General features: G+C 67.7%; 14 protein-coding genes. 2 read left to right on the top strand and 12 right to left on the bottom strand.

Features of this window, described 5'->3' with window-relative positions; all coding sequences use genetic code 11:
* Window positions 1–86: 86 nt before the first annotated feature.
* Window positions 87–578 (bottom strand): LysM peptidoglycan-binding domain-containing protein, encoded by a 492-nt coding sequence (locus A9W99_RS07635; protein ID WP_067375415.1) that lies wholly within the window; start codon window positions 576–578, stop codon window positions 87–89.
* Between the two features lie 291 nt (window positions 579–869).
* Here A9W99_RS07635 and lexA point away from each other — a divergent pair, with 291 nt between their 5' ends.
* Entirely contained in the window at window positions 870–1,565 is a 696-nt protein-coding gene (gene lexA / locus A9W99_RS07630; protein WP_067375414.1) for a transcriptional repressor LexA, read from the top strand.
* Window positions 1,566–1,582: 17 nt separating this feature from the next.
* Here the strand turns inward: lexA and A9W99_RS07625 are convergent, their stop codons facing one another.
* The 9 genes from A9W99_RS07625 to A9W99_RS07585 all read right to left on the bottom strand — a co-directional run bounded on the left by A9W99_RS07625 (window position 1,583) and on the right by A9W99_RS07585 (window position 12,719).
* Entirely contained in the window at window positions 1,583–4,006 is a 2,424-nt protein-coding gene (locus A9W99_RS07625; protein ID WP_067375412.1) for an LGFP repeat-containing protein, read from the bottom strand.
* Window positions 4,007–4,377: 371 nt separating this feature from the next.
* The gene (locus A9W99_RS07620; protein ID WP_067375408.1) at window positions 4,378–5,538 is read right to left on the bottom strand and encodes an acyl-CoA dehydrogenase family protein; all 1,161 of its coding nucleotides are present in this window, start codon (window positions 5,536–5,538) and stop codon (window positions 4,378–4,380) included.
* Window positions 5,539–5,614: 76 nt separating this feature from the next.
* Window positions 5,615–7,018, bottom strand: a complete 1,404-nt coding sequence (gene hflX, locus A9W99_RS07615) for a GTPase HflX (RefSeq protein ID WP_067375407.1) — start codon at window positions 7,016–7,018, stop codon at window positions 5,615–5,617.
* A gap of 89 nt (window positions 7,019–7,107) precedes the next feature.
* Entirely contained in the window at window positions 7,108–7,977 is an 870-nt protein-coding gene (gene dapF / locus A9W99_RS07610) for a diaminopimelate epimerase (RefSeq protein WP_067375563.1), read from the bottom strand.
* Window positions 7,978–8,038: 61 nt separating this feature from the next.
* Entirely contained in the window at window positions 8,039–8,986 is a 948-nt protein-coding gene (gene miaA / locus A9W99_RS07605; protein WP_067375561.1) for a tRNA (adenosine(37)-N6)-dimethylallyltransferase MiaA, read from the bottom strand.
* Complete coding sequence (locus A9W99_RS07600) at window positions 8,983–9,678, bottom strand: hypothetical protein (protein WP_067375406.1); 696 nt, start codon at window positions 9,676–9,678, stop codon at window positions 8,983–8,985. Before A9W99_RS07600 ends, miaA begins: the two co-directional genes overlap by 4 nt.
* A gap of 31 nt (window positions 9,679–9,709) precedes the next feature.
* Window positions 9,710–10,663: a DMT family transporter gene (locus A9W99_RS07595; RefSeq protein WP_067375405.1), complete on the bottom strand. Its 954-nt coding sequence runs from the start codon at window positions 10,661–10,663 to the stop codon at window positions 9,710–9,712.
* Between the two features lie 69 nt (window positions 10,664–10,732).
* Window positions 10,733–11,713 carry a DMT family transporter gene (locus A9W99_RS07590; protein WP_067375403.1) on the bottom strand — a complete coding sequence of 327 codons (981 nt, stop codon included), beginning with the start codon at window positions 11,711–11,713 and terminating at the stop codon, window positions 10,733–10,735.
* Window positions 11,714–11,750: 37 nt separating this feature from the next.
* Window positions 11,751–12,719 (bottom strand): DMT family transporter, encoded by a 969-nt coding sequence (locus A9W99_RS07585; RefSeq protein WP_172828833.1) that lies wholly within the window; start codon window positions 12,717–12,719, stop codon window positions 11,751–11,753.
* 301 nt (window positions 12,720–13,020) lie between these two features.
* On the opposite strand from A9W99_RS07585, the gene A9W99_RS07580 reads away from it, so the two are divergent.
* Window positions 13,021–14,358 carry a DUF349 domain-containing protein gene (locus tag A9W99_RS07580; RefSeq protein ID WP_082929898.1) on the top strand — a complete coding sequence of 446 codons (1,338 nt, stop codon included), beginning with the start codon at window positions 13,021–13,023 and terminating at the stop codon, window positions 14,356–14,358.
* Here the strand turns inward: A9W99_RS07580 and A9W99_RS07575 are convergent.
* The gene (locus A9W99_RS07575; protein ID WP_253869665.1) at window positions 14,355–15,002 is read right to left on the bottom strand and encodes a hypothetical protein; all 648 of its coding nucleotides are present in this window, start codon (window positions 15,000–15,002) and stop codon (window positions 14,355–14,357) included. The two genes, A9W99_RS07580 and A9W99_RS07575, sit on opposite strands and share 4 nt — an antisense overlap.
* Window positions 14,999–16,510, bottom strand: a complete 1,512-nt coding sequence (gene miaB, locus A9W99_RS07570; protein ID WP_067375399.1) for a tRNA (N6-isopentenyl adenosine(37)-C2)-methylthiotransferase MiaB — start codon at window positions 16,508–16,510, stop codon at window positions 14,999–15,001. The genes A9W99_RS07575 and miaB overlap by 4 nt, the downstream gene beginning before the upstream one ends.
* Between the last annotated feature and the right edge of the window lie 26 nt (window positions 16,511–16,536).

The following is a 16,536-nucleotide window of genomic DNA, read 5'->3' as shown; positions in this document are numbered from 1 at the left end:
ATACTGGCGCCATACACCCCGATTCGCCGCGGCTGCCCCCGCGCGGCCATGGCAGTGAGCGGTTTCCGCAGTACACCGCGTTGCCGTCAGCCGACGGGCGCGATCAGGGTCTGGCCCGCGACCAGTGTCGGCGATTTCAGGTCGTTGAGTTCGCGGATACGCTCTGCCACCTGGCGGTGCGGCGCGTCGGGCGCCACCCGTGCCGCTACGTCCTGAAGGGATTCGCCCGGCTCCACCCGAACCACGGCGAGCCGGTCGGGCACGTGGGCAGCCGGAGCGCTGGTGTCGCCGTTGGCCAGTTGCCCGAAATGGGCGATCAGGCCCAGCCAGAGGGTGATGATGCCGGCCAGCAGTGCCAGCCCGACCGTAGTGGTGAGTCTGACCGGGCGCCTCCGGTGAGGGGCCGACGACATCGCGACGCCGGTGCCGCGGTAGCGCGTCGGCGCACCGGCCGGCCGGGTCGGGCCGGGAGGGCAGGACCAGGCCGGCCGGCCGTAACGAGGCCCCTTCACTGGGCGCCGCAGCTGGTCGGTGCTGCCGGCTCGCGGCGAGTGCGAGATTGTGTGAATGGTTGTCATGCGCGTTCCTCCGGTCAACTGATCCTCGCTCGTGTGTTCGACAGTAGTCGCTCGTCTGTTCGAATACCGAACATTTGAGCGAAGCGTGTCGCACGAGCAAAACGCTAGACCGCCCCACCGACAAGTTCGTCGGTCGCTATCACTGGCATGCGGCCGGAGTACCCGATCTCGCGAAGAGTTACACCATTGTTATTCAGCAGGTCTAGAGCTCACGGGGCGGCCTGGCCCCACTGCGACACACCCGTCGAACACATGTTTGATTCTGCCGGCCCCTGCGGCTACATTCGAGACATGAGTGACAGCAACGACACTTCGGCCGGTGCGGACGCCCGTTTACATCCGGTGGGCGCCGGGCTCACCGAACGACAACGCACGATCCTGAACGTCATCCGTGCCTCAGTCACCACCCGCGGATATCCCCCGAGCATCCGGGAAATCGGCGATGCCGTCGGCTTGACGTCGACCTCCTCGGTGGCACACCAGCTGCGGACCTTGGAGCGCAAGGGCTATCTGCGCCGTGATCCGAACCGGCCACGGGCCGTCGATGTACGGGGCGCCGACGATGCCGGGGCGACACCGGTAACCGACGTAGCTGGCTCCGACGCCCTGCCGGAGCCCACTTTTGTTCCCGTCCTCGGACGCATTGCGGCCGGTGGACCGATCCTCGCCGAGGAAGCGGTCGAGGACATCTTCCCGTTGCCACGGGAGCTGGTGGGCGAAGGCACGCTGTTTCTGCTCAAGGTGGTCGGCGACTCGATGGTCGAGGCCGCCATCTGCGACGGCGACTGGGTTGTGGTCCGCCAGCAGCACGTTGCCGACAACGGCGACATCGTCGCGGCAATGATCGACGGTGAGGCTACGGTCAAGACGTTCAAGCGCGCGGGTGGTCAGGTGTGGCTGATGCCGCACAATCCGGCGTTCGATCCCATCCCCGGCAACGAAGCAACCGTGCTGGGCAAGGTGGTCACGGTGATCCGCAAGATCTAGCTTGTCAGCTGAATTGCTCAGTCTGCTTTGGTGAAGCCGTTCGCTTCCGCGACTTCCTCACTGGCCAGCCAGAATTCGGGGAGCGTGTTCTCGTAAAGCTCGCTGCTGGGCGTGTAATACAGACCGAAGCGCGCACTTGCCTTGATGGGATATCCCTCGGGAGGCTGGTAGGGGTCGTCCAGTGGCAAGTGGATTGTCGGGCGTGCGGGCTGGGGTTGCCGCGGCGCAACCGACGCACCGGCTTCTGCTTCCGGCTCTTCCGGAATTTCGTCGGGCATCTCTGCCGCCTCGTCGGCGGCCGCGTGCCGGCCGGTTCGGGGTGGGGTGACTGACGCAGCAGCCGCAGCGGCCCCAGCGGCTTCGGAGGCTTCAGGTCCGGGAGGGATGTCGGGAAAAGCGGCTTGCGGTCCCGCGTCTTCGGCAAAAACGTCGTCGGAATAGGAGGCCTCGGGCGGCGCCTCGGCAAACACGTCGTCGGAATAGGAGGCCTCCGGGGGCGCCTCGGCAAACACCTCTTGCGGATAACCCGCTTCGGGCGGCGCCTCGGCAAAAACATCGTCGGAATAATCCGCTTCCGGCGGCGCCTCGGCAAAAAGGTCGTCGGAATAGGAGTCCTCCGGGGGCGCCTCGGCAAACACCTCTTCGGGATAGCCGACATCCCGAGGTTCCTCGCCGAAGTCCTCCTCGGTACTGCCGGTCGGAGCACCGCCACTCACCACGTCAACGGCATTACCGGAATCGGGAATGCCGGTATCGGTCAGCACAGGTATGGAAGTGGTGTCGACGTCGTCGGGATTCTCCCCCTGCTCTTCGAAACCCGCGTCCGCGCCATTTTCTCGAGATGCCGCATCGGGTCCGGCGAGCGAATCGCGACCATATTCGGCTCCAATGGGTTCGTTTTCGGCTGCAACGGCGGTAGCCGCGGAACGCGACCAGCTGATCCTGGATGCCGGGCCCTCTTCCGGCGCATGAGTGTCGGCCGGGGCCTGTTGTCGGGAGGCGAATTCTGCGTCTTCGTTGGCCCAGGACTCGGCGGCCGTGACGTCGTAGCCCGGGTCCGGCCCATGGTCGGGGTCATAGTGTGAGGTCTCGTAGGCGTAGGCGGCTTCGCGGGCACGGCTATGCCGACGGCGTCCGTTCAGCACCAAGAACAGCGACAACAGCAACATCAGCAGCGGAATGATCGCCAGCAGATACCACCAGTGCCAGCCGAATTTCTTCGGATGCGCAGGTGAAGCTGCACCGCTCGGCTGGTTCTGCCCCGGCACCTGCAAACCGGACAGCAACGGCGCCAGGTTGGCCGGATCGGTGCTGAACGTGTTGGATGCGCGGTTCCACGAAATCATTCCGCCAGTGAACTTCTGCGAGATGATGTCGCCGTCCACGGCCTGGTCGCCGACCGGCGCTCCCAGCTTGCCCAGGGGGCCCTTGAGTTTGTCCCAGGCCACTTTGACAGCGCCGCGCACGACGAACGCGCCGTGGTCAGGTGTCCAGAAGATCACCGGCTTGTCGGGTCCGGAGAACACGGCGATCCGGCTCGACGGGATGGCCCCGTCCGACTCGTTGGCGACGGGAAAGCCAAGCTCGCTGCCGACCGGCCCACCCAGGGACTCGTATTTAGCCAGGATGTCGCTCTCGACGGCATTCGCGCCGGTGGCGGGGCTGTAGTACACCTTGCCGCCGGCGAATTCCTGAGCGATCCCGTCGCCGCCGATGGGATTCTGGCCGCCCTTCTTGGCGCCCAGCCGACCGGCAGCACCGCCCGCAGCGCGCCAGGCCATGTTTATCGCGGCAGCGGGATCGATCACGACCTGCAAATCCTTGAGCTGGCCGCCCAATACCGCGGGCTCGGCGGAGAACTGCTTGGTTTTCCTGTTCCAGGAAACGGCCCCGCCGCTGAACTTCTGGGAAACGACGTCGCCGTCGTAGCTTTCGTCTGCGACGGGGACGCCCAACGCGCCGCCCGAGCTGCCGAGTTTGTCCCAGGCCGCATTCAGCGCGCCGCGCACCACGTGCGCACCGTGATCGGCCGTCCAGTAAATGACCGGTTTGTCGCTGGCCGAAAAGGTGGCCACCCGGCTGTCGGGTCCGGCCAGCCCGGGAACTTCGTTGATCGTCGGGAATCCCAGGTCGCTGCCGGCCGGGCCGCCCAACGACTCGTACTTTTCCAGAATCGGCCCGTAGACGAATTTGGCGCCGGTGTCTGGGGTGAAGTACATCTTGCCGCCGACGAACTCCAGAGCGAACCCGTCGCCGACGGGGTAGACGTCACCCTTGCGGGCGCCCAGTGGCGACGAGTCGCCACCAGCCTTGTCCCATGCCGCCATCATGGCGGTCTCGGCGTCGCCGATCGGAGAAGCTGTCGCAACAGGCGTCAGCAACAATGCGGCCACCACCATGGCCGCCAGGCTGACCAGCGCCCGACCGAGCAGCTTGCCCAAGCTACCTCTCTGCCCGTTCACCAAGCCTCCCAGCCGGCGGATATGCCGTTATCGGTGGCCGCGCCCGCCATCTCCCGCCGACAGTCGGTCTTGTCGCCGGGCTCGCATAACTTTGCTAGAGCAAATGACAATTGCGAAGTCAAATTTGCAATATTTGGAAAACAGATACCCCGCCGATGTCGAAATGATGCCAATTCAGCACCGGTTCGCGACTGGTGGCGCCGCGGGCAAACGCAGTTGACGTGGGTGTTTGCCGGGCTGACCTGGTCCCCCACCGCCGTGGCAATCGACGGCTTGGCACAAGAAGACACAAATGCCGACGTTACGTGACGCGCTCATCCCCACGACAATGCGGACCCTTTCCCGGTCCTTTAGACACTCAGACTGCGGCCGATGATCTCCTTCATGATCTCGGTCGTGCCGCCGTAGATCGTCTGCACCCGCGCATCGAGATAGGCCCGGGCGACCGGGTATTCCCGCATGTAGCCATACCCGCCGTGCAGCTGCAGGCAACGGTCGATCAGGTGTACCTGCTTCTCGGTGGAGTACCACTTGGCCATGGCGGCTTGCTCGGCCGTCAGCTTTCCTTCCAGGTGCAGCGCCAGGAACTCATCGACCATGATGCGCACGACCGTGGCCTCTGTGGCCAGTTCGGCCAGCAGGAAACGGGTGTTCTGGAAATTACCGATCGGCTTGCCGAAGGCCTTGCGTTCTCTGGTGTATTGCAGCGTCTGCTCCAACACCGTCTCCATGGCCGTCGCCGCCATGACGGCGATGTTGATCCTTTCCTGCGGCAGGTTCTGCATCAGGTAAATGAAGCCCTGACCCTCTTCGCCGAGCAAATTTTCCACCGGAACTCGCACATCGGTGAACGAGAGCTCCGCGGTGTCCTGGGCGTCCAGCCCGATCTTGTCCAGGTGCCGGCCGCGTTCGAAGCCTTCCATGCCGCGTTCGACGACCAGCAGGCTGAACCCTTGCGCACCCTTTTCTGGATCGGTCTGGGCCACCACAATCACCAGATCCGAGTTGATGCCGTTGGTGATGAACGTCTTCGACCCGTTGAGCACGTAGTGGTCGCCGTCTTTGACCGCTCGCGTCTTGATGCCCTGCAGATCACTGCCGGTCCCCGGCTCGGTCATCGCGATCGCGGTGATCAGCTCGCCGGTGCAGAATCCCGGCAGCCAGCGCTGCTTCTGCTCGTCGTTCGTCAGTCTTAGCAGGTAGGGCGCCACGACATCGTTGTGCAGCCCGAAACCGATCCCGCTGTAGCGTCCGGCGGTGGTTTCCTCGGTGACGATCGTGTTGTACCGGAAATCGGGGTTCCCGCCGCCCCCGTACTCCTCGGGTACGGCCATGCCCAAAAAGCCCTGCTTGCCGGCCTCCAGCCAGACTCCGCGATCGACGATCTTGGCCTTCTCCCACTCTTCGTGGTGCGGCGCGACGTGGCGGTCGAGGAAGGCCCGGTAGGACTCGCGGAACAAATCGTGTTCCGGTTCGAAAAGAGTGCGCTGGTACTTGATGGCACTGCCCATGGATTTACCTCCGGCCAGAAATGTCTGCAGCCCAACATATACCAACCGGGTGGTTGGTCGGCGGAGGGCCGTCCGGTCAGACGGAGAACTCCCGCAGGCTGGCGGCCAGCGCCACCGGAACCCGGGCCCGGATGCGGGTGCCTTCGGAGTTGTGCTCTGCCTCCTGCACCCGGCCGTCGGCATGCACACGAGATACCAGGTCACCGCGGTGATACGGGATCACCACGTCGACGGTGGTGTCCGTGGGCACGGCGAGCTCGGCGATCCGCCGCCGGAGTGCGTCGATGCCGTCGCCGGTGCGGGCGGAGACGAATATCGCCCCGGGCAACTCGTGGCGCAGTCTGGCCAGCATGAGGTCGCCTGCCGCGTCGGTCTTGTTCACCACCAACAGCTCAGGCGGACGATCCCCGTCATGATCGGCGATCACCTCGGAGATCACCTGACGAACCGCGCTGATCTGGGCCAGCGGGTTGACGTCGGAGCCGTCGACGACGTGCACCAGCAGGTCGGCGTCGACGACCTCCTCGAGGGTGGAGCGGAATGCCTCGACCAGCTGGGTGGGCAGGTGGCGCACAAAGCCGACGGTGTCGGTCAACACGAAGGGTCGGCCGTCGTCGAACTCGGCGCGGCGGGTGGTGGGCTCCAGCGTGGCGAACAGCGCGTCCTCCACCAGCACGCCGGCCCCGGTCAGGGCGTTGAGCAGGCTGGATTTACCCGCGTTGGTATAGCCGACGATGGCGATCGACGGGATGTCACTGTGCAGTCGGCGGCTGCGCTGGGTATCGCGGGCCTGCTTCATCGCCTTGATATCGCGTCGCAGCTTGGCCATCCGCTCGCGGATGCGGCGCCGGTCGGTCTCGATCTTGGTCTCACCAGGGCCGCGCAGCCCCACCCCACCGCCGCTGCCGCCGCCGCCGCCGCCGGCCTGCCGCGACATCGACTCACCCCAGCCGCGCAGCCGCGGCAGCATGTACTCCATCTGGGCCAGCGACACCTGCGCCTTGCCCTCCCGACTGGTGGCGTGCTGGGCGAAGATGTCGAGGATCAGGGCCGTGCGGTCGATGACCTTGACCTTGACCGCCTTCTCCAGCGCGGTCAGCTGCGCCGGGGACAGCTCACCGTCGCAGATGACGGTGTCGGCGCCGGTCGCCACGACCACTTCTCTCAGTTCAGCCGCCTTGCCCGAACCGATATAGGTCGACGGGTCGGGCCGGTCGCGGCGCTGAATCAGCCCTTCGAGCACCTGCGAGCCAGCGGTTTCGGCCAGGGCCGCCAGCTCGGCCAGGCTGGCCTGGTTGTCAGCGGCACTGCCGTCGGTCCACACCCCTACCAAGACCACCCGCTCCAGCCGCAGCTGGCGGTACTCGACCTCGGAGACGTCGGCGAGCTCGGTGGACAAGCCGGCGACGCGGCGTAGCGCGGACCGGTCTTCGAGAGCGAGTTCACCGAGGCTCGGTGCGGATTCTGGGATGCCCGTCATCGGCGAATCTGCCGTACCGGGCGAATTGGGATCTGTCATAACCAATATCGATGGTGGCACGCCCGCCGCCGGCGCGCATCCGAATAAATTCAGGCTGGCGAGCTCCACCAGGCGTCCGCGAGCTCACCGTGGGCCACCAGAACCGACGGTCCCCGTAGGTAGCTGGTGGCGTTGGTGACGGTGACCACGACGTCGCCCCCCGGTACGCGCACCGTGAGCGTTCCGGTATCCGCGCCGGCGTAAGCCAGTGCCGCGACGGCGGCCGCAACGGTTCCCGTTCCGCACGAACGGGTTTCACCCACACCGCGCTCGTGCACGCGCATCCGGATCAGTCCGGCCTCGGGTGCGGTGAGCAATTCGATGTTCACCCCTGCCGGAAACTGGGCGGTGTCGAAGCTGACCGGGCCCGCGACGTCCAGGGACGCAAGCTCGTCGGGGGTCAGCTGCGGATCCACGCACGCCAGGTGCGGATTGCCCACGTCTATCGCCATTCCCTGAAAGCGCCGGCCACCGATGACGGCTGCGCCCGTGCCCAGCCGGTTGGCCTTTCCCATGTCGACGGTCACGTCGGCGCTGGTCGCATCGACTCGGTGCACGGTGACCAACCGTGGGCCGGCCAGTGAGCCGACGACGAACTCGTCGCGCGCCTCCATTCCGGCCGCGCGCAGGTAGTGCGCGAAGACCCGCACGCCGTTGCCGCACATTTGCGCCGTCGACCCGTCGGCGTTGCGATAGTCCATGTACCAGTCGTAGGAGCTCACGCCGTCGGGCAGCCGCTCGAGCGAACCGGCCCGCACCGCCGCGCCCGCCGTAGTCACCCGCAGCACTCCGTCGGCGCCCAGTCCCCGGCGCCGGTCGCACAACGCGGCCACTCGGGCGCTGGTGAGCTCCAGCTCGGCGTCGACATCGGGCAGCAGCACGAAGTCGTTCTGGGTGCCGTGGCCCTTCGCGAAGATCATGTGCGCCGCTCCTCCGATCCCGCCTGCGCCGGCACCATCGTCGCCGGCGCGCATCACCCGATCAGGATAGGTTCCGCCACACCCGCACCGCTTCCTCGGCGATGCGCTCGGCGTCCCCCGACGCGTCGAACCATTGGATCCGGTGATCGCGTCGAAACCAGGATCGCTGACGTCGTACGTAGCGGCGGGTGCCCACGAAGGTCTGCTGCTGCGCGGCCCGCAACCGCTCGGCTTCGGGTCCGGCGTCGGGGCCCGCGTCCAGGGCGGCGATCACCTGCGCGTAGCCCAGCGCGCGGGACGCGGTGACCCCATCGCGCAGGCCCTTGCGCAGCAGCTCACTTACTTCCCGCACCAGGCCGCGTTCGAACATCACTTCGGTGCGGCGCGCCAGTCGCTCGTCGAGAATCGCTGTGTCACAGTCCAATCCGACGATGGCAGTGTCCCATCGCGGGGTTCCGATGCGTGGCGCGGACGCGGCGAATGGCCGGCCGGTGAGCTCGATCACCTCGAGCGCCCGCACGGTGCGCCGGGCGTCGGTGGGCAGGATCGCCGCTGCCGCGGCCGGGTCGCGGCTGGCCAGCTCGGCGTGCAGCCGGCCCACTCCGACTTCGGCGAGCCGGCGCTCCCATCGCGCCCGGACGGCGGGATCGGTGGCCGGAAACGACCAGTCGTCCAGCAGGGACTGCACGTAGAGCATCGAGCCGCCCACCACGATGGGCACAGCTTCGCCGTCCGCGATCGCCTCGATGTCGGCGCCGGCGGCCTGCTGGTAGCGCGCGACGCTGGCCGTCTCAGTCACGTCCAGGACGTCGAGCTGACGGTGCGGGATGCCGCGGCGCTCCTCGATCGTCAGCTTCGCGGTGCCGATGTCCATGCCGCGGTAGAGCTGCATCGCGTCCGCGTTGACCACCTCGGCGCCGATTCCGGCGCTGCCCAGTCGCTCGGCGACGTCGAGCGCCAGCCGCGACTTGCCGGTGCCCGTCGGGCCGACGATGGCAAGCGGTCTCACGGCTGCCATACACCCGCGAAGTAGCCCACTCCGAAGGGCGCCCCCCGGTAGAGCTCCTTGGCGGTTCGTGGTCCGGGCTCGGCCAGCCCCGCCAGCACCTGGAACGCCACCCGGCCCAGAATCTGGCCGGGGAGTCGAGTCAACGCGGCGACGTCGCCACTGGCCAGCGCGTCGTTTAGGGCCAGCTGCGCGTCGGCGTTGCCGGGGTGGTAGCCGCCGGGAGCGGCCGGCGTCAGCGTGTTGGCGCCGTCGGCCACGATCAGCACACCGACCGGATCGCCCGACTTGTCGAGCTCGGCACGCAGCCTCCTACCGAGCACAACGGCGGTATCGGCGTCGTGGTCGCTGCGGTACGCCCGGACCTGTGCGACGGCGTCGGGGCGGGTCCGGCCGCGGACCCAGGCACCGATCAGCGCGCACAGCGGTAACTGGGCCGGCGCCTGCGTCGGCCCAGGGCCCTGCGGGCCGAGGTGCACCCGCACGTCGACGCCGAAGCCGGCGAAGGTGCCGACGCGGTCGGGACGCACTACCTCGTCAGAGCTGCCGGTTCCGACCACGACCCAGCCCATGGGCAAAAACCCGGCGGCCGCCACCACCGCCGCCGTCAGGTCGGCCAGCTCGGCAGCGGCCCCACCGGCGAGCTCGGGAACCAGCACCGGCGCGGAGGGAACGATAGCGATGCCGCTCAGCACGTCACCAAACTAACGTCTCGACACAGTGGACCTAGGTGGCTCCCTCGACGACGGGTTCTCCGCCCGGGACCCCATCGTCACTGAACGAGTCCATGGCGTCTTTGCTGTCTTGCCCGGCTTCGGCGACCATCGTCGCGGCCTCGCCGCGAGCCAGCGCCACGGTCGCGATGATCACCAATGCCACGCCGCCGGCCAGCACAAACGCCTCGGCGCCGCTGGCCGTCAGCGCCTCGCCGAGCAGCGTGACCCCGAGCACCGCCGCCACCACGGGCTTCGTGACGGTCATGGTGGGCAGCGAAGCGGTCAATGCACCGGCACGGAAAGCGGACTGCTGGAAAATCATCCCGGCCAGCGCTGCGGGCAGCCAGGGATAGAACTCCGGAGTACGCAGCACGGCACCGAAGCCGTCGTCGTGCAGTACTTCGACGACTGCCTTCGTCAGTACCGCGAACAGCGCCAACGAAGAACCCGCCACGAGCGCCAACAACGCAGCCGCCACCGGGCGGCCCGCCCACACTCGCGCGGCGACCAGGCAGGCCACCAATACCGGGCCCATGACGGCGGCGACGATGATCCAGGTGTGCAGCGACGTGCGGGGCTGGCCGACGTCGGGATGGCCGACAATGATGACCACCGCCAGCGCAACCGCCAGGACGACCGCCCAAACCCACTCCCAGCGGGTGATCCGGTGTCCCGTGAGGCGGGCATAGATCGGCAGGGCGAACAGCAGCGCGGTCACCTGGAGCGAAGTCACCAGCAGCACCGATCCCCAGACCAGGGCGACCGCTTGCAGGCTGTAATTCAGCACCGCCATCATGCCGCCCAGCCACCACCGGGTGTCGCGCAGCGACAAGCCGAACAGCTGCAGGTGGCCGACATGCTCGTCGGTGATCTCATGCGCCGAGCGCTGCCGGATCACATCACCGATCGCCGATGCCAGCGCCGCGCACAAGGCGACGAGCGCGGCGATCTCAACTTTCGACATCGAAGGCCCTCAATTTTCAACTCGCACCCTCACCAAGCTAGCGGCTCGGCGACACCGACCGGGCGCGGATCAGGGGGTAGGGCCGGGGCTGCGAACCAGGCCGGCCGACTCGCTCGCCGCGCGGGCCCATGCCGCATTCGGTATTACCCGCGGATCGGTGACGATCGGAATGCGTCCACTCTCGATCGCCTCTTCGGTCACGTTCTCCGCCTCGCCGCGGGCCAGTGCGAAGGTCGCGACGATCACCAGAACCACCCCTGCGGCGACGACGAAAACTCCTGTCCGGGTGGTGTGCAAGGTCTCGCCGAGCACGATGATGCCGAGCACAGACCCCACCAGCGGCTTGGCGACAACCGACGTCGGCAACGAGGCAGTCAGCGATCCCGCGCGGTACGACGACTGCTGGAAGATCATGCCCCCCGCCGCAGCGGCCAGCCAGAAATAGAACTCCGGAGCCAGCAGCAGGGCACCGACGCCGCCGTGCACCACTTCGACCACCCCTTTGGTGAGCACCGCGAAAAGCGCCAGCGAGCAGCCGGCGACCACGGCCAGCAGCACCGCAGCCACCGAGCCCGTCCAGAACCGGGCGCCCAGCACGCAGAACACCAATAGCGGAACCATCACCACGCCGACCGCGGTCCAGGTTCCCAGTGAGCCCCGCGACGTGCCGCTGCCTGGATCGCCGATGGTCACGACCACCGCCAGCGCGCCGGCCAACAGGACCGCCCAGGCCCACTCCCGGCGGGTCACCCGGACCCTGGTGAGATACGCGTAGATCGGCAGGGCGAACAGCAACGCCGTCACCTGCAGCGCCGTCACCAACATCACCGAGCCCAGCGCCAGGGCCACGGCCTGCAGCACGTAGTTGGCGATCGCCCCGCCGGCGCCCAGCCACCACCGGGTGTCGCGCAGCGACAATCGGAACAGCTCGAGGTGGCCGACTTCCCTGTCGGTGATCTCCTCCGCGGACCGCTGCCGGAAGACGTTGCCGATCGCCGAAGCGAAGGCCGCGAGCAGCGCAAGAACCACGGCGATGTCGACTTTCGCCATCACTGACCACCTGCCCGATGTCTCGGGTAATCCATGTTCAACACCTACTCAATTCATCTATGTCAGATCTGTGCATCGGCAATGCGTCGAGCAGACCCGGCTCGCAGTTGAGGGAGAGCTCCTGCTCGGCCCCCGAAACCATCGTGGCGGCCTCGCCGCGGGCAAGGGCGGTCGTCGCGACAACCACCACCGCGACGGCGGCCACGAGCCCGATCAGCTCCGGACCGTCGGCTCCGAGGGTTTCGCCAAGCACGGTTACCCCCAGCAGCGACGCGACCAGTGGCTCGGCCACCGTCATCGCCGGTAGCGACGCGGTCAGCGCGCCGGCCCGAAACGACGACTGCTGGAACACGGTCCCGATCACCGCGACCAGCACCCAGAAATAGAACTCCGGCATGCGCAACACCGCCGCCACGCCGCCATGTGAACCGTCACCGAGGACGTCGACGACGGCCTTGGTGAGCACCGCGAACAGCGCCCATGACGACGCCGACACCAGCGCCAGCAACACCGCGGCCACCCGGCCAGCCCAGATCCGCGCGCCCAGCACGCAGAACACCATCGCCGGTCCGATCACGACCGCCACCACGGCCCAGGTCTGCAGCGACGCCCGCTGGTAGCCGGCGGCCGGTTCACCGATCGCGACGAAGACCGCCACCGCCGCGGCCAGCAACACCGCCCACCCCCACTCTCGGCGGGTCAGACGATGTTTGGTCACCCAGCCGTACACCGGCAACGCGAACAACAGCGAGGTCACCTGCAGCGCCTGCACCAGTACCACCGAACCCAAGCCCAGGGCCACCGCCTGCAGCGCCGCGCTGGCCAATGCCGCCACGCTGCCCAGCCACCACCTCGTGTCCCGCAACGACATGCGCAGCAGCTCGACATGACCGACCTGATCGTCGTCGGTGATCTCCTGCGCTGAGCGCTGACGGACCACGTCTCCTACGCCGGATATCAGCGCGGCGACCAGCGCGAGCAACGCCGCAATGTCAACGTTCGCGATTGTCGCGATGGTGAATGCCTCCCACCGACCCGGCCCAAAAGCCCCCCGGGATCCTCCGATGTCGTGTGCCGCCACGCTACCGGCGCTGTGCGACATCGCCCTATGGTCCAGCGCAGGGTGGAACCGATTTGTTATCCGCCGCTTGCATTTCCGCAGCTATGCGGGTGCGCGCCGGCAAGCGACCCGCGCACGGCCCGCCAAGCTGCTTGAATACTGTTGGAGTCGGTAGACGAAGGTGCCGCTGAGCGCGGCAGGTGCGCGGGATGTCGCCGCGCGAACGGTCAAGGGAGGTGACGGCGGAATGACGGCTGACGAGCCACGCGCCAAGGATTCCCCGGGTTCACCCAAGCCTGCGCCACGGCCGGGACCGCGGCCCGGTCCCCGGCCGGCGCCACGACCCGTCGCGCACCCGTTCGTCGTGACTCCGCACAGCGATCCGCACCAATTCGGGCGCGTGGACGACGACGGCACCGTCTGGCTGATCACCTCGGCCGGCGAGCGGGTCATCGGATCGTGGCAGGCGGGTGACCCCGAGGCCGCGTTCGCCCATTTCGGTCGCCGATTCGACGACCTGAGCACCGAGATCACGCTGATGGAGGAGCGGCTGACGTCGGGAACCGGCGATGCGCGCAAGATCCGGGCCAACGCTGTCGCGCTGGTCGAGACGCTGCCGACGGCGGCCGTGCTGGGCGACGTCGATGCGCTCACGCAGCGATTGACCAACCTGATCGCCCGTATCGACGTCATCGTCGTCGCGGATCGCTCCCGGCGGGAGGTTCATCGGGCCGAGCAGACCGCCCGCAAGGAGGCGCTGGCCGCTGAGGCCGAGGACCTGGCAGCCAACTCGACCCAGTGGAAGATCGCCGGCGACCGGTTGCGCGCGATCCTCGACGAATGGAAGACGATTACCGGCCTGGACCGCAAGGTCGACGACGCGCTGTGGAAGCGCTATTCGGCGGCCCGGGAAACATTCAACCGGCGCCGCGGGTCGCACTTCGCCGAGCTGGACCGGGAGCGATCGGGGGTGCGTCAGTCGAAGGAGCGCCTGTGCGAACGGGCCGAAGAGCTTGCCGCGTCGACGGACTGGACGGCCACCAGCGCCGAATTCCGCAAGTTGCTGACCGAGTGGAAGGCGGCGGGCCGAGCGACCCGAGACGTCGACGACGCCCTGTGGCGTCGCTTCAAGGCGGCCCAGGATGCGTTCTTCACCGCCCGCAACGCCGCGACCGCCGAAAAGGACGCGGAGCTGCGGGCCAACGCCGCGGCCAAAGAGGCGCTTCTGACCGAAGCGGAGAGGCTGGATACCGGCAACCTCGATGCGGCCAGGGCCGCCCTGCGCGCGATCACCGACAAATGGGACGCGATCGGCCGGGTGCCCCGCGAACGCACCTCGGAGTTGGAGCGACGGCTGCGGGCCGTTGAGAAGAAGCTGCGCGATGCCGGCGACTCGGGCTGGTCGGATCCGCAGGCGCAGGCTCGTGCCGAGCAGTTCCGCAACCGGGCCGAGCAGTTCGCGCAGCAGGCCGAGAAGGCCGCGGCCGCCGGCCGGACCAAGGAGGCCGAAGAGGCCAAGGCCAACGCCGAACAGTGGCGGCAGTGGGCCGACGCGGCCGCACAAGCGCTGACCCGCCGGTCCTAGCGGCTGTCTTTTTCCTCGGGACCGTCAGAGTCCTCGGAGGTCGCTCGGTCTTCCGGGGCGTCTGGACCGTCTGGGGTCTCATCCAACGCGTCCAGCAGTGTCCTGGACTGCTGCTGCGCAACGACCCGGCGCCGTTGCTCCTCGGCCGCGAGCTGCACGATGGTGCGCGCCCACACCACGCGGGTCCAGTGAAAGGTCAGCAAGATCACCGTGATCCACGCGATGAAAAGCCCCACCCCAGGCCCGGGATGCCCGGCCGGCACGGTCTGGCGCGACCAGATCGCGAGCATCCCCGCGCCGCAGGCCAACGCCGAACCCGCCAGCGCAATCCAGGCCAGCGCCCAGCGCCGGGTCAGCAGTGCCAGCATCGAGAAGCCGACGCCGAACACCAGCGCCAGCCACGCGAACACCCGGGAAGGCAGGGCTACCGCCGCCGCGCCGGCGCCGTGACTGCTGAACAGCACATCCCAGCCGCGCACATTGCCGGTGTGCGAGAGCGCGAACGATCCCAACAGCACGAACACCAGGATGGCAACGACGAAACCCCTTGGGCCCGGCTCGATCTCACGAGCGATCCGGCGTTCCGCCGCCTCGATCTCGGACCGGAAGGCGTCGAAGTCGGTGCCGTTGGGGTCCGCGTTCATCGGTTGCACCCGAGCGGTTCAGTCGGTGGGTGCGGCCGGCCGATCCCGGGCATGCCGAGACCAGTTAGGCCCATGCCGCGCGGCCGCTGCCCGGCGGCGTGCGCATCACCGGCCCGCGTGCGTCGATGGGTCAGGATGCCGGCGTCGGCGATGAGATGGTGCGGCGCGGCGTCGGTGACCGTCGTGGTGATGATGTCGCCCGGCCGGACTTCGCCGTGCGCAGCGAAGTGCACCAGCCGGCCGTCGCGCGCCCGCCCGCTCATCCGCGCGGTGCGGGCGTCTTTGCGTCCCTCACCGGTGGCAACCAGCAATTCGACCTGCTGACCGACGATGGCTCTGTTGCCCTCGAGGGAGATCTGCTCCTGCACGTCGACCAGCCGCTCATAGCGTTCCTGTACAACCGATTTCGGCAGCTGTCCGTCGAGTTCGGCCGCGGGTGTTCCGGGCCGCTTGGAGTACTGGAAGGTGAAGGCCGCCGCGAATCGGGCTTGCCGCACCACGTCGAGGGTCGCCGCGAAGTCCTCTTCGGTCTCACCCGGGAAGCCCACGATCAGATCGGTGGTGATGGCCGCGTGCGGCATGGCTGCCCGGACCCGCTCAATGATGCCGAGATACCGCTCGGCACGATAGGACCGCCGCATCGCCCGCAACACCCGGTCGGAGCCGGACTGCAGGGGCATGTGCAACGCCGGACAGACATTCGGGGTCTGCGCCATGGCTTCGATGACGTCATCAGTGAATTCGGCGGGGTGCGGAGAGGTGAACCGCACCCGTTCCAGGCCGTCGATGCGTCCGCACGCTTGTAGCAACTCGGCGAACGCGCCACGATTGCGGGGCAGCGCCGGGTCGGCGAAGGAGACGCCGTAGGCGTTGACGTTCTGGCCCAGCAACGTGACTTCGAGCACGCCGTCGTCCACCAGCGACCGCACTTCGGCGAGGATGTCGGCCGGGCTGCGATCCACCTCCTTGCCGCGCAGCGCCGGGACGATGCAAAACGTGCAGCTGTTGTTGCAGCCGACGGAGATGGAAACCCAAGCAGCGTAAGCGGATTCGCGAGCGCTGGGCAGCGATGACGGGAACTGCTGCAGCGCCTCGGCGATTTCCACCTGGGCGGCCTTGTTGTGCCGTGCGCGGTCGAGCAGCGTGGGCAGCGACCCGATGTTGTGCGTGCCGAAGACGACGTCGACCCACGGCGCCTTGTGCAGCACCGTGTCTTTGTCCTTCTGGGCCAGGCAGCCGCCGACTGCGATCTGCATGTCGGGGTTGCTGCGTTTGCGCGGCGCCAGGTGGCTGAGGTTGCCGTACAGCTTGTTGTCAGCGTTCTCCCGCACCGCGCAGGTGTTGAAGACCACGACGTCGGCGTCTCCAAAATCCGAGCCGTCAGCCGCCCGCTGGTAGCCCGCCGCTTCTAGCAGGCCCGCCAGCCGCTCGGAATCGTGGACGTTCATCTGGCAGCCGTAGGTGCGCACCTGGTAGGTACGCACCGCCGCCGCGTCCGGCGCCGCCATCGAAGTCACGGGGACATGGTACGGCG

The sequence above is a fragment of the Mycobacterium sp. 1164966.3 genome (genome assembly GCF_001665395.1).
Classification (GTDB): domain Bacteria; phylum Actinomycetota; class Actinomycetes; order Mycobacteriales; family Mycobacteriaceae; genus Mycobacterium.
The sequence above is the reverse complement of the archived record's forward strand: the minus strand, read 5'-3'. Positions and strand labels throughout refer to the sequence as shown.

Coding starts and splice junctions, on each gene's coding strand:
- A9W99_RS07635 (WP_067375415.1), bottom strand. CDS start 578: ATGACAACCATTCACACAATCTCGCACTCGCCGCGAGCCGGCAGCACC.
- lexA (WP_067375414.1), top strand. CDS start 870: ATGAGTGACAGCAACGACACTTCGGCCGGTGCGGACGCCCGTTTACAT.
- A9W99_RS07620 (WP_067375408.1), bottom strand. CDS start 5,538: ATGGGCAGTGCCATCAAGTACCAGCGCACTCTTTTCGAACCGGAACAC.
- hflX (WP_067375407.1), bottom strand. CDS start 7,018: ATGACGGGCATCCCAGAATCCGCACCGAGCCTCGGTGAACTCGCTCTC.
- dapF (WP_067375563.1), bottom strand. CDS start 7,977: ATGATCTTCGCGAAGGGCCACGGCACCCAGAACGACTTCGTGCTGCTG.
- A9W99_RS07595 (WP_067375405.1), bottom strand. CDS start 10,663: ATGTCGAAAGTTGAGATCGCCGCGCTCGTCGCCTTGTGCGCGGCGCTG.
- A9W99_RS07590 (WP_067375403.1), bottom strand. CDS start 11,713: ATGGCGAAAGTCGACATCGCCGTGGTTCTTGCGCTGCTCGCGGCCTTC.
- A9W99_RS07580 (WP_082929898.1), top strand. CDS start 13,021: ATGACGGCTGACGAGCCACGCGCCAAGGATTCCCCGGGTTCACCCAAG.
- A9W99_RS07575 (WP_253869665.1), bottom strand. CDS start 15,002: ATGAACGCGGACCCCAACGGCACCGACTTCGACGCCTTCCGGTCCGAG.
- miaB (WP_067375399.1), bottom strand. CDS start 16,510: ATGGCGGCGCCGGACGCGGCGGCGGTGCGTACCTACCAGGTGCGCACC.